Raw genomic sequence first — 12,107 nt, forward strand, 5'->3', positions numbered from 1 at the left:
CTTCAGTCCCGAACACCGCGGAGCTTCCGCCGGCTTCGGCCTGTGTCTCTACCCAAGGGCCTAACGGATGGCGTCCCCGTCCATCTGATGAGCGTCGATCCGTCGCGCCGTCTTACCAACCAGCGCGCAAGTTTCACTCGCCCCCTCGGCGCCCTCCCGTGCTCACACCCACCTGACAGGCGCGGGGGAGCGACCTCGATCGTCCAGAAACGAACGAGATCACATCGGTAAGACGGTGCCACCGAACGGCCACTGATCACTTGCACGATGACGCCGGTCGCTGTGCACACCCGACAACGACCGTTGGACCGCATACAGAAGGAGTAAGAAGTTGAGCGACACCAAGCCGTCGGCCGAGGATCTGGCGATCCTCGAACGGCTCAACCTCGACTACGTCGAGGCCGACCAGGCCAGCGATGCCACGCGCTTCAGCGAGTTGCTTGCTGAAGATTTCGTCGTACAGACTCCGGGCGTCACCCGCAACCGTGAGGAGTTCCTCGAGTACATCGCCAAGCCGCGGCCCTTCAAAGATCTCGCTGTGCACGACGTGAAGGTCCGCATCCTCAGCGATGTTGCTCTGATCCACGGTCGCAGCACCTACACCATGCTCGCCGATGGCACGGAGCAGGAAGCTCTCTACACGGACGCCTACCAAAAGCGCGAGGGCACCTGGGTCTGCATCTCAGCCTGCGCGATCGCTCCCGGCACCTGATCCCTCCTCCCGTGACACTCCCGGTCGCCGCCGCCCCAGCTCGGCTTGCTCAACCGTGCGGTGGCTTGGTCGCGATTCCGGACGGCAGCATGTTCGGGCCGCCACGAAGCGTTGATAGGGCGACGTCCTCGACCGGGGTGCCGCCGAGGTTGTCCTCGTACTTGGCGGTCTGACTGAGGTGTGTGGGTGGGCCCGTGCAGTTCCGCGTCTGCGGGGTGTGAGTTCGCTCGCACCCGCGCCAGCGTCGGTGTGATGGCTTCCTCGCACGTGCAGCGTCAGGTCCACCTCCAGCAGGGCCTGAAGGTCACCGAACTTCCGCTGCTCCCGCGATTGGTGACGCCACCGTCATTGAGTCGCGGCTGCCTCCACACCAACCGGCAACTCCGCGGGCAGGGCCTTCACCGGTGATCGTTACTTGGCCGGGTTCGGCGAGGAGCCCGGGCGTGGAGGGTCAACTTGGACTGGGAGCGTTTGGTAGCCGCGTAGAACGAGTCGGTCCCGGCGGCTGGGCTGCCGGCTGGGGTCTGCCGAGATGAGGAGGAAGCGGTCGAGGAGGCGGGGGAAGGCCACCGACGCTTCGAGCCGGGCCAGGCTGTTGCCGATACAGATGTGCGGCCCGGCGCCGAAGCTGACGGGCTTGGTGTCGGTGCGGGTGGGATCGAAGCGGTCGGGCTGTAGATACCGCGCGGGGTCGCGGTTGGCTGCTCCGAGCAACAGGATCACGTCGCTGCCGACCGGGATGGGAACATCGTCGACAACCAGACCGTCGGTGCGTGCCACGCGGGTCGTGACCTGTACCGGAGACTCGTAGCGCAGTACCTCGTCGACGAAGCCTGCGATGGTGGTCTGGCCGGAGCGCAGCGCCAAGATGAGGTCCGGCCTGCCGAGCAGGATCGCCAGCCCGTTGCCGAGGAGATCGGTGGTGGTCTCGAAGCCGGCGACCAGCAGCAGGATCAGATTGGCGAGTAGTTCCTCGTCGGACAGGCGACCGTCCTCCGCATCGCGGGCTGCCACCAAGGCGCTGACGAGGTCGTCGCCCGGCGCTGCGCGACGTTGGCTGATCAGGCGGGTGAAGTACCTGCCCAGTTCGCGTGCGGCCGCGTCGGCGGGACCGTCCGCGTTGCCCGAGAGTTCCAGTGCCGCGGTCAGATCGGATGCCAGCGGACGGAACCGGCCGCGATCGGCTGAGGGGACTCCGAGAAGTTCGCAGATGACGGTGACCGGCAACTGGAACGCGAACTGATCCATGAAGTCGACGGTGTGGCCGTCTGCTCCAGACGCGGCGAGCCGGTCGAGCAGGGTATCCACGGCTGCCTCGACCGCCGGCTGTAGTGACGCGACTCGGCGTGGCGTGAACACCTGAGAGACCACGGACCGCATGCGGCCGTGGTCCGGGGGATTGGCCCGCAGGATCGACCGGCTCATCGAGCGGAGCGCGTCGTCCCCGGCTTGGTCGGGAGTGCCGAGGTGGCTGGGTGCCGCCTCCGGCAGTCCGAAGCCCGGGATTCGCAGTACCTGGTTGACCGCCGCGTATCCGCAGACGACGAACACGCTGTCGGTGACAGCGAGCACGGGTCCGATTCGGTGTGCAGCGGCGTAGAGCGGGAACGGGTCGGCCCGTCCCGCGGGTGACATGAGGGCCTGGATGATCGAGGCCGCGCTCTCGTGGCCGGCGGCCGGTGTGGTGGTTCTCCGGTCCGGTGCATTTGGCAACATTTCTGGATCCTTCGGAGGTGCTGCTGGTCATCGGCTTCGGCGCGCAGTATCAGGGCGTTGCGGGAGACGTTCAGGGTGCATCGGAGCTGAGTCGGCGGTGGCTGGAGTCGCTCGGAAGATCGTGCAGAGCGGCACGGCCGAGCTGTATGAAGCCGATCGCGTAGAGGGTGGCGCCGGCGACTTCGAAGACTTGGATGAGGCCGAAGCGCGGGCCGGAAGTGAAGATGAACAGGCCGCCGATCGTGTAGATGGTGGCGCCGACGCCGAGCAGTACGCCGGTCCAGCGCAGGCGGTGCCGGTCGAGCGTGCGGGTCAGCCACAGGTAACCGACCGGAAAGGCCAGCAGAGCCGGGAACACGATGAGCCCGGCGGGTGTGTTCAGGTCGGCTGGTTCGTGCACCAGGCTGGGTGCGTACTGCGCTCGCACCGGGTTGTGCGACCCGTCGAAGATGATCAGAGCGAACCACAGCAGCGTGCCGGTCAAGGCGGCGTACCAGGCGCGCAGATCTCGCCGCCGGGTGATCTGGGTGCCCAATGCGATCACGCTCGCCAGGCTGACGACCTGCAGCAGCAGGCCTGCTGCCTGGATGTCATGCGTCAGCCCGTAGCGCTCGCCGACGGCCGCGATGCTCCACCCGTCACGGGCAGGGTGCAGCACCGTCCCCAGCCAGAACACCGGCCCACCGACCAGGGCCGTCAGCTTCGCCGTCGTGCGTAGTTGCCGACGCACGGCGCCGGAATTCAGAGCGGTGTCGCTCATCGATGGTGGTCTCCATTCCGAAGTGGCCGACGTTCGTGGAGCGCGGCGCGTTCACTAGAGTGACGCTCTAGTGAATCACTAGAGCATCACTCTAGTCAACTGCTAGGCTGTGACCATGAACTCGACTGCCGGCGCCGCCACCAGCAGGGCTGACAAGGCGCGCGCCAATCGGCGCCGGATGCGGGAGGCTGCGCTGACCCTGTTCATCAAGCGTGGGTACGCCGTCACGTCGATCCAGGCCATCGCCGACGAGGCTGGAATGGCGGTTCAGACGGTGTACTTCACCTTCGGCAGCAAACGCGCCCTGCTCAGTGAGATCCTCGACGTCGCGGTCGCCGGCGACGAGGAGCTCGTTCCGACCCTGGAACGAGCTGAGGTGCTCGCGGCGATCGACGACCCGGACCAGGAGAAGCAGCTGCGCGAGCAGACGCGGATCGCGCGAGAGATCTACGAGCGCGTCGCCCCCGTCTTGCAGGTTGTCGCCAACGCCGCGTCGGCCGATCCCGAGATCGCCGAGCTATGGGAGACGAACAACAGCCAGCGCGCCACCGTCATGGAGCGGCTCATCACCGCCCTCGCAGGCAAGGGTCCGCTGCGGGACGGACTCGATACGGCCATGGCGATCGACATCGCCCTCGCCCTGCAAAGCCCCGAGATGTACCAGTACCTCACCAAACGGCGGGGCTGGAGTCCCAGCCGATGGCAGCAATGGACGGCCGATGCCCTGATCACCCAGCTGCTGCCCAACCGGTAGCAAGCCCGACGGCCTCCGAGCTGCCTGGCCCGTTCGGGGCGTCGGGATCGGGTTTGTGCCTGGGCACAGGGTTGATCGCTGCGGGTATATCGCCCCGGCGATTCGGAGCGACAAGAGGAAGCAACCATGGAGATCATCGGAGTCATCGTCGCCGGCATCATCATCGGCCTGCTCGGAAAGTTCGTTGCTCCGGGCCGCAAGGACAACATCCCGATCTGGCTCACTATCCTGTGTGGGATCGGTGGAGTGGTGATCGGATGGTTCGTCTACACCGCGTTCGGCGGCAACGGCAGCCCAGGTATCGACTGGGTCCGCTGGATTGTGGCGATCGTGATCGCGGCCGTACTGGTAGTCATCGCATCCACGGTCACGGGCCGGAACACCTCCGCACACCGCTGAACGCGGCACGATCCGACCTCAGACTGCCGGTGTCACGGTGATTCGTGACGCCGGCGGTCACTCTTCTGTCTCCTCGCTTGCTTCGGCGACTGCCATCACCTCTCGTTCTCTACGGGGAGTTGTTGCTGGGGGATGGCGACGCGCGCCGCGGCGGCCGTGTCGTCCGGTGGGGTGATCGTGCCGCGGCCGACCCAGTCGGTGATGTTGTTGACCATGACCGTCACGAGCTGCTGTGAGGTCGCCGGCGGTGTGGGGACGTTCCAGTTGGACGGGCAGCGGCGTACCAGGAAGCAGCCGTAGGCGAAGGTGGGTCCCAAGCCCGCCGGCTGCTGTCTGTGAACGTGATTCGCCGGTACGCCGCATTCGCTCCGAGGTTGGCCACGTTCACACCTCGCGTGATCGCCTGGATCAGTAGATCGCGCTTGGTCTTACTCGGCTGAGGGGGTCAAGAGACGATCGTTATCTGGATCCGTCGGCCTTTTAGCGTCTACGACCTCGCTTGTCCTTGACGGCTGGCGCGATGACACCAGCCATCACGAGCGTGGGTTCCCAGACCACTGCGTCGTACAAGCGTGCCCGGCGCCGCTGCCAACAGCAGTTCTCCACACCCAAGCCGAGTTCCCCCGTGTCCCCACCCCGCACGCGCCACCGGTGGGCCGCGGCCGCATCGCACGTTGCCGAGGTTGTAGTCGGTCCGCTGCGGGCTCGTATGCCAGAAGAGGTCGCACAACTGACACTGTGTCTCCAGATCGTCGGCCCAAGGTCGGGACGGCGTCCTGCTGTCAAACGGTGGCGGGCGCGGACTCGTCAGCCGGTTCGGGTGAGGCGACCGGGGTGCGCAGACCGAAGGCCATGACGAGCGCGCCGAGCAGCGCCGCCGCCAGCGGGACCACCAGCGCGGTCCGCAGCGCGCTCAGGCCGGTTCCGGCGGAGACGCTGACTGCGGTGACGGCCGACAGCCCGAGCGCCATGCCGAACTGGATGGCCGTGTAGAGCAGACCGCCCGCCAAACCGTGCTCCTCGTCATCGACACCCTCGGTCGCGGCCATGGTCAGCGGTCCGTACGCCAATGCGAAAGCCAGCCCGAGCAGGAGCAACGCCGGGAGCATGGCGGTGTAGGCCGAATCCATGCCGATGGGCAGAAACAGCGCGTATGCGACCGCCGCGAAGACGATGCCGCCGAACAAGACCCGCACGTTTCCGAAGCGGTTGACCAGGCGTGGCGTGAGCGTCGGCGCGAGCACCGTGTCGATTCCGATCACCAGCATGGCCAGCCCGGTCTGCATCGTGCTCCAGCCGCGCACCTCCTGGAAGTACAGGGTGGCCAGGAACTGGAAGCCGGCGAACGCCAAGAGGAACAGCAGCGCCGCCGCATTGACGCGCACGAGCGACGCCTTGCGCAGGATCCCCAACCGCACCAGCGGCGACGACGACCGCCGCTCGATCGCGACGAACAGTCCGAGCAGCGCCAGCCCCGCGACGAACGTCGCAACGGTCAGGAACGTCCCGTCACCGGGGCGCTCCAGCCGGACCACTCCGTACACCAGCAGCAACATGGCACCGGTGATGGCCAGCGATCCCGCCAGGTCGAAGCCGCCCCGAGCCCGCTTTCCGCCGGAGTCGCGCAGCAGGATCAGCGCCGCCACCAGGATCAGCGCGGACAGGATGACCGGCGCGAAGAACACCCACCGCCAGCCGAACGACGTGAGCACGCCGCCGGCGACCAGCCCGAGCGAGAACCCGCCCGCCGCGGTCCCGGCGTACACGCCCAGCGCCTTGGTGCGTACACGGTCCTCGGGAAAGCTGGAGGTGACCAGAGCTAGCCCGGCCGGCGCCATGAACGCGGCCGCCACGCCCGTGACGAAACGCGCGGCCAGCAACATCCAGCCTTCGGTGGCGAACCCGCCGAGCCCGGAGAAGAGCATGAAGACAGTCAGCCACACCACGAATACCCGCCGGTGTCCCAGCAGGTCGGCAGCGCGGCCGCCCAGCAACATGAACCCGCCGTAGCCGAGCACGTAGGCGCTGACCACACCGCTGAGCATCCCGGTGGACAACCCGAGGTCGGCGCGGATCGACGGCAGCGCGACGTTCAGCATCGCCACGTCGATCCCCTCGAGGAAGATCGCACCGCACAACACCAGCAACACGCCCCATGCGCGCACTGTCATGCGTGCCGGCCCGCTGACCGAATTCGACATCGGAGTCCAACCCCTCTGTATCGGTGGAACCGATCCGGAGATGGTTCCTAATTGTCTGTCGGTTACTTCTTGTAAGTGACAGCATCGTCAGGCACCATCGATGGCTATGGAAGACGGCACTTTCGAGTCCCTCGGTTACTGCGGTGATACCGGCGTCGACGAGGACGTTCTCCAGTGGGACCAGCGCGCAGAGTGTGAGGTGCGGCATATCCTCGACCGCATCGCCGACAAGTGGTCGCTTCTGGTCATCGCACTGCTCGACAAGCGGAGCCTGCGCTTCAGCGAGTTGAGCCGCGCGATCGATGGGGTCAGCCAGCGCATGCTGACCCGTACGCTGCGGCATCTGGAACGTGACGGATTGGTGAGCCGGACTGTGCATGCCACCGTCCCGCCACGTGTGGACTACGAGCTGACCCCGATGGGTGCGACCCTGCACAGCACCATCAGCGCCCTGGTCGTCTGGACCGAGGAGCACCAGAACGCCATCGCAGCCGCCCGCACCGCCTACGACAGGAGAGTGGTGGCCGAACGAGAGACCGCGGACCGCCTGGAGGCCGATCGCCAGGCCGCCGCCCGCGTGGCCCTGTCAGGCAAGGGCTGACCTCCTGCCAGTCCCCGAGCGGCAGCGCGTCAAATCCGATGGCGCTCCCGCGGCGGGTTCACGGGATGGTCGATGCTGTCCTCTAGCTGGACTGGTTGGTGATGGCGGTCCTGGTCTCGTGGCGGGCTCGGGCGGCTTCGATGTCGGGGACGTGTTGTTCGGCCCAGCGTCGTACGGCGAGGAGGGGGACGAGGAGGGAACGTCCCAGTGGCGTGAGGTCGTACTCGACATGCGGCGGGTTCGCGTCGTACTCGTGCCGGCTGATCAGGCCGTCGACCTCCAGGGAGCGGAGGGTCTCGGTCAGGACCTTCGGCGTGATGCCCTGGATGTGGGACTTCAGGTCGGTGAAGCGACGCGGTCCGTCGGCGAGGGCGTTGACGACGAACACCGTCCAGCGGGCGCCGATGCGGTGCAGCACCGTACGGCTCGGGCAGCTGGCTGCCATCACGTTGTACGCCTTGCCCATGGCTGCTCCCAGTTCCGTTGAAGATACCGGTATCAAATCCATACCGTTGCATCCGATCCTACGAGAGGGAGTGACACACATGGAGCGGATCCTGGTCATCGGTGGTGCACGGGCGCTGGGCGCGGCCGTCGCGCGGCGTGCGGTGAAGGACGGGTACGACGTGGTGATCGGCGCACGCGACCTGGCGGCCGCCGACGCCCTGGCGAGCGAGATCGGTGCGACCGCGGTGCGCATCGATCTGCAGGACGAGACGACGATCGCCGCCGCGGCCGCGAGGCTCGAGGACGGGGTCGATCACATCGTGATGACCGGTTCGGCGCCGCACGACGTTCGTGCGGTCGACCTGGACCGGGACAAGCTGGTGGCCGCGTTCACGGCGAAGGTGATCGGGCCGATGCTGGTTGCGAAGCATTTCGCTCCGGTACTGCGGCCGGCTGGATCGATCGTGTTGTTCTCCGGCATTGTCGGTTGGCGGCCTGGGCCGGGCTCACTGGTCAAGGGGACCACGAACGGCGCGGTCGAGTTTGTCTCTCGCCACCTCGCGGCCGACCTCGCCCCGGTGAGGGTCAACGCCATTTCGCCCGGTGTCGTCGACTCGGGTGCCTGGGACCGGCTCGGCGCCAAGAAGGCCGCCCTGTTGACCAAGAGCGCCGCCGGCACGCTGGTCGGACGGCACGGCGAGACCGATGACGTCGTCGACACGGTGATGTGGCTCCTGCACGCAGGCTTCATCTCGGGCGAGACAATCCACCTCGAAGGCGGAGCCCGCCACAAAACCGCCTGACCCCCACGACCTCGCTGGCGTGGCAGTTGTCACTCGAAGCTTTCAGCCGCTGGTGTGTCACACAGAGGGGAGGTGCCCGGTCTTTCTCTGTGAGTGAGTCAGTCAGCGCCGCGAGGTGGGCCCATGCAGGACATGATCAGTGGAGGGTTGGCAGCGCTGCCGCGTCCGGTCGCCGCGGTCCTGGGCGGTGGTGGTGTGCTCGGCGCGGCCCATGTCGGCGTCGGGCACGCGCTGGAACGTCGCGGATTCGTCCCGGACCTGATCGTTGGTACGTCGGTCGGCGCCCTCACCGGTGCCATTGCCGCTGCGCATCCGGCCTCTGCGGCTGCACGGTTGGACGAGGTGTGGATTCATCTGCGTCGTCGTGAGGTGTTCCCACTCGGGTACCTGTCCTCGCGTGCGAGTCTGTTCTCCGATCGTGGCCTGCGCCGGTTGATCGCAGGGGCCGAGCTGCCGGCACGGATCGACGATCTGCCGATCCCGTTCACCGCCGTCGCCATGGACCTCGCGTCCGGTGCGGAGGTACGGCTTGACTGCGGAGACCTCGAGTCAGCGCTGCTGGCGAGTTCTGCCATCCCCGGCGTTCTGCCACCGGTGGCACGGGACGACCGGACTCTTGTCGACGGCGGTCTGATCGCCTACGTTCCGGTCCGGGCCGCCTACGCGGTGGGGGCGGCCAGTGTGCTGGTTCTCTCGACCGGGCCAGCGAGTTGGCCGTTGCCGACGGCCACACCACGCCGGCGCGCCGGTGCGATCGCCTCGAGGGCCGCCGTACTCCAGGTGCACCATCAGATCGAGTCCGATCTGCGCGATGTGTCCCAACACATCCCTACCGTCGTGCTGCCTACCGGCGTCGACAAATGGCCTGCCCCATGGGACTTCGGGCATTCACAACGGTTGATCACCACAGCGATGGCCACGGCAGAGCGCTTTCTCGAGGAACTCGCGGTCGATGGCCCCGGACTGTACCGAGCCGACCCTGACACCGAGCCGTCGAAGGCTCGCGTCGAGACAGGAACCAGCCAATGAGCACCATCGCCTTCCTGAACATCGCTATGCGCGGGCGGGTCAACCCGACGCTTCCGATCGTCGCCGAACTCGTCCGACGTGGTCACACGGTCAGCTACCACACCTCGCCTGCATTCGGGCCGGATGTCGAACGGGCCGGCGCCACAGTACGGTTCTACGCCGGCGGCGATCAGGCGTTGCCCGATCCGCCCACGCCGATTGCGTTGCTGGACGGGCTGGCGCGCACCGCCGTACAAGTGCTGCCCGGCGTACTCGGTGAGCTGCGGGACATACAGCCCGATCTCATCGTCCATGACTCTGCTTGTCCGTGGGGTGCGATAGCAGCTCGAGAGCTTGCAGTGCCCGTGGCATCGTCGTTCACCACCTTCGCGTTCAATCGGCAGGCGCCCAGCCCGACCGGTGTCTCGAGGAGCTTGCTGCTGGCGGGAGCGGCTCATCCACTCCACGTCAAGGGGTATCTGCGATCTCGGTGGGAGCTACGTCGGCGCTTCGGCGCGCGCGGGCTGCCATTGGTTGATCTGGGCAACATTCGCCAGGCACTCAATCTCGTCTACACCTCCCGGACCTTTCAGCCGGCTGCCGAGGGGTTCGACGAGTCGTTCCGCTTCGTCGGGCCAAGCATCGGGGCTCGTCCGCCTGACCCGTCGTTCCCGATCGACAGACTGCGGTCCCGGGTCGTCTACATCTCGATGGGCACCGTGTTCACAGCAGATCCGCAGTTGCTCCGAACGCTCGCGACCGCGCTCGCGCCTCTGGCCGAGACAGTGGTCCTTGCAACGGGACAGACCGATCCCTCCGCGCTCACGCCGTTGCCCGCGAATGTTCTCGCTCGTCGCTCTGTCCCGCAGCCGGAGGTGCTGGCTCGCGCGTCCCTGTTCGTGACGCACGGCGGCATGAACGGCGTCAACGAGGCGATGTACGCCGGCGTGCCGATGCTCGTGGTTCCCCAGGGTGCCGATCAGCCGTTGGTGGCCGGCCGGGTCGTGGAGCTCGGGGCCGGTTCGACAATCCGAACCCAGGACATCACCGAGACCCTCGTGCAGACGCTCGCACGCCAACTTCTCGAGGAGCCGAAGTTCCGCGCGGCGGCACTGGCCCTGCAGATCGCCGAGCGTGAGCCGGGCGGTTTCCGCCGTGCCGCCGACGAGCTCGAGCAGTATCTGCGAGCAGCCGGGCCGGTCGATCGCGAAGAGCCGGCCGATCCCTCACGGCGAGCTTGACTCATGTCGCCTGTTGTCGTGCTGCTGCTGATCGCCGGATTGTCCGAGGCGACCGGACGCGTTCTGCCTCTCGTCTCGCGCCGTCCCGGGATGTCCCGGTCCGTAGTCGTCGGGTTGCTGTTGACCGGCACTCTGATCGAGAGTGCGGTGATTGCCTTGTGGCCTCGGACCGCGTGGACACTTGCCACACTGCTGCGGTCCGATCCGGTGCCCGACCCTGCCGGACTCGTCTGGACACCGGGCCTCATCACACCACTGGTGCTCGCAGGCATCCTGGCGTTTCCGTGGCTCGGTCCGCTGCTCCACGTGCTGCTTCTGACCGCGGTCGGCGCCAGTCTGTCCGGACCGCTGGCAGCGGCCGGCGGCCTGAGTTGGGCAGCCGCGGCGGGCTGCTTGGCTGTTGCTGCTTTCGGACTCGCGTGTGCAGTCGAGGTGGTTCGACGACTCGTCGCGAGGGCACTTGCCGTCGGGGTGGGGGAGTCCGTCGCATGAACAGTCTGGTGCTCTTGCTCGGTGGGATCGGTCTGGCTCTGATCGTCGAGGGCGTACTGGCCCGGTACGAGGTACTCGCGTACAGCGTCGGCTGGAGGGTCCCGACCTCGGAGCTGCCGGAGGGTCTGCCGTATGCCCGCGGAGCGGCACCCGATCGTCCGCCGGCGGCGTACCTGGTCTATCTCGACGGCATTGGGAAACGTCAGTTCCGTGACACCCGGGACGGTGGCCAACTCGTCCGGGCCGTGATCCTCGCGGCGCCGGAGCTGCGAGTGCTGGGTCAGGTGCAGCCCTACTCGCCGCTGGCCGCGCCGCTCGCTGATCGGCCAGTGTGGGCGTGGCTGCGTCGTCGAGCAGGTCTGTTGCTCTTCCTGCACAACGTCATGCAGACCTTTGTGGCGGCCGACCGCCGGTACCGCCCGTTGTACAACCGGGCGGTCGGGCAACAGATCGTCGTTCAGCTCCGACTGGCCGGGTATCGGGCCGACAGCAACATCCCGGTAGTACTGCTCAGCTACAGCGGAGGCGCGCAGGTGTCCACCGGCGCGGTTGACGAAGTCCACCGCGAGTTGGGTGCTCCTGTCTTGGTGATCATGCTCGGCGGTTTTCACAACGGCGCCAACGAGTTGTCGTTGGTCGAGCACGTGTACCAGCTGACGAGTTCGAAGGATCGCATCGAAAGGGCCGGGACGTGGATCTTCCCGCAGCGGTGGCGGCTGTTGCGCCGTAGTGGATGGAATCGCGCGGTACGTGCCGGAAAGGTCACGGTGCGGACGCTCGATCCGGCGACTCACGTGGGGCCGCGCAGTTACATCAGCCCAACGGCGACATTGCCCGACGGCCGCAGTCACCTCGATCGCACCACAGACACTGTGGTCGCCCTCATTCGCGACTACTGTGCCGCGAGCGCTGATCGGACGACGGCTGCCGAAGAGCGCTGAGTGCCGGACGTTCCCGGTGAGACCCGACTGCT

The 12,107-nt window shown here is 66.9% G+C and carries 15 protein-coding genes; 10 read left to right on the forward strand and 5 right to left on the reverse strand.

Annotated elements, in window-relative coordinates:
- The first annotated feature begins 331 nt into the window (after positions 1–331).
- Both ACGFH6_RS08275 and ACGFH6_RS08280 read left to right on the forward strand, forming a co-directional pair.
- A complete protein-coding gene (locus ACGFH6_RS08275; protein WP_393381635.1) occupies positions 332–712 on the forward strand; it encodes a nuclear transport factor 2 family protein in 381 nt (126 codons plus the stop codon).
- A gap of 252 nt (positions 713–964) precedes the next feature.
- Positions 965–1,120: a hypothetical protein gene (locus tag ACGFH6_RS08280; RefSeq protein ID WP_393381637.1), complete on the forward strand. Its 156-nt coding sequence runs from the start codon at positions 965–967 to the stop codon at positions 1,118–1,120.
- Positions 1,121–1,123: 3 nt separating this feature from the next.
- Here ACGFH6_RS08280 and ACGFH6_RS08285 read toward each other — a convergent pair whose 3' ends face one another.
- Both ACGFH6_RS08285 and ACGFH6_RS08290 read right to left on the reverse strand, forming a co-directional pair.
- Positions 1,124–2,428 carry a cytochrome P450 gene (locus ACGFH6_RS08285; RefSeq protein WP_393381638.1) on the reverse strand — a complete coding sequence of 435 codons (1,305 nt, stop codon included), beginning with the start codon at positions 2,426–2,428 and terminating at the stop codon, positions 1,124–1,126.
- 70 nt (positions 2,429–2,498) lie between these two features.
- A complete protein-coding gene (locus ACGFH6_RS08290; protein WP_393381639.1) occupies positions 2,499–3,188 on the reverse strand; it encodes a hypothetical protein in 690 nt (229 codons plus the stop codon).
- A 115-nt stretch (positions 3,189–3,303) separates the two neighbouring features.
- Between ACGFH6_RS08290 and ACGFH6_RS08295 the strand changes: the two genes are divergently transcribed.
- Positions 3,304–3,942 (forward strand): TetR/AcrR family transcriptional regulator, encoded by a 639-nt coding sequence (locus ACGFH6_RS08295; RefSeq protein WP_393381641.1) that lies wholly within the window; start codon positions 3,304–3,306, stop codon positions 3,940–3,942.
- A 126-nt stretch (positions 3,943–4,068) separates the two neighbouring features.
- Positions 4,069–4,341 (forward strand): GlsB/YeaQ/YmgE family stress response membrane protein, encoded by a 273-nt coding sequence (locus ACGFH6_RS08300; RefSeq protein ID WP_393381643.1) that lies wholly within the window; start codon positions 4,069–4,071, stop codon positions 4,339–4,341.
- A 95-nt stretch (positions 4,342–4,436) separates the two neighbouring features.
- Here ACGFH6_RS08300 and ACGFH6_RS08305 read toward each other — a convergent pair whose 3' ends face one another.
- Both ACGFH6_RS08305 and ACGFH6_RS08310 read right to left on the reverse strand, forming a co-directional pair.
- Positions 4,437–4,658: a hypothetical protein gene (locus ACGFH6_RS08305; RefSeq protein ID WP_393381644.1), complete on the reverse strand. Its 222-nt coding sequence runs from the start codon at positions 4,656–4,658 to the stop codon at positions 4,437–4,439.
- Between the two features lie 465 nt (positions 4,659–5,123).
- Positions 5,124–6,512, reverse strand: coding sequence for an MFS transporter (locus ACGFH6_RS08310; protein ID WP_393381645.1), 1,389 nt, complete (start codon positions 6,510–6,512; stop codon positions 5,124–5,126).
- Between the two features lie 136 nt (positions 6,513–6,648).
- Here ACGFH6_RS08310 and ACGFH6_RS08315 point away from each other — a divergent pair, with 136 nt between their 5' ends.
- Positions 6,649–7,143: a winged helix-turn-helix transcriptional regulator gene (locus ACGFH6_RS08315; protein ID WP_393381647.1), complete on the forward strand. Its 495-nt coding sequence runs from the start codon at positions 6,649–6,651 to the stop codon at positions 7,141–7,143.
- Positions 7,144–7,225: 82 nt separating this feature from the next.
- On the opposite strand, the gene ACGFH6_RS08320 is transcribed toward ACGFH6_RS08315, so the two are convergent.
- Entirely contained in the window at positions 7,226–7,609 is a 384-nt protein-coding gene (locus ACGFH6_RS08320; protein WP_393381648.1) for a winged helix-turn-helix transcriptional regulator, read from the reverse strand.
- Between the two features lie 79 nt (positions 7,610–7,688).
- Here ACGFH6_RS08320 and ACGFH6_RS08325 point away from each other — a divergent pair, with 79 nt between their 5' ends.
- The 5 genes from ACGFH6_RS08325 (at position 7,689) to ACGFH6_RS08345 (ending at position 12,075) form a co-directional block, all read left to right on the forward strand.
- Entirely contained in the window at positions 7,689–8,393 is a 705-nt protein-coding gene (locus ACGFH6_RS08325) for an SDR family oxidoreductase (protein WP_393381650.1), read from the forward strand.
- A gap of 123 nt (positions 8,394–8,516) precedes the next feature.
- On the forward strand, positions 8,517–9,422 hold the full coding sequence (locus ACGFH6_RS08330) for a patatin-like phospholipase family protein (protein ID WP_393381652.1): 906 nt from the start codon (positions 8,517–8,519) through the stop codon (positions 9,420–9,422).
- Positions 9,419–10,642, forward strand: a complete 1,224-nt coding sequence (locus tag ACGFH6_RS08335) for a macrolide family glycosyltransferase (protein ID WP_393381654.1) — start codon at positions 9,419–9,421, stop codon at positions 10,640–10,642. The genes ACGFH6_RS08330 and ACGFH6_RS08335 overlap by 4 nt, the downstream gene beginning before the upstream one ends.
- 3 nt (positions 10,643–10,645) lie before the next feature.
- Positions 10,646–11,134, forward strand: a complete 489-nt coding sequence (locus tag ACGFH6_RS08340) for a hypothetical protein (protein ID WP_393381656.1) — start codon at positions 10,646–10,648, stop codon at positions 11,132–11,134.
- The gene (locus ACGFH6_RS08345; RefSeq protein ID WP_393381658.1) at positions 11,131–12,075 is read left to right on the forward strand and encodes a hypothetical protein; all 945 of its coding nucleotides are present in this window, start codon (positions 11,131–11,133) and stop codon (positions 12,073–12,075) included. Before ACGFH6_RS08340 ends, ACGFH6_RS08345 begins: the two co-directional genes overlap by 4 nt.
- The last annotated feature ends 32 nt before the right edge of the window (positions 12,076–12,107 follow it).

The sequence above is a fragment of the Kribbella sp. NPDC049227 genome (assembly GCF_043197265.1).
Classification (GTDB): Bacteria; Actinomycetota; Actinomycetes; order Propionibacteriales; family Kribbellaceae; genus Kribbella.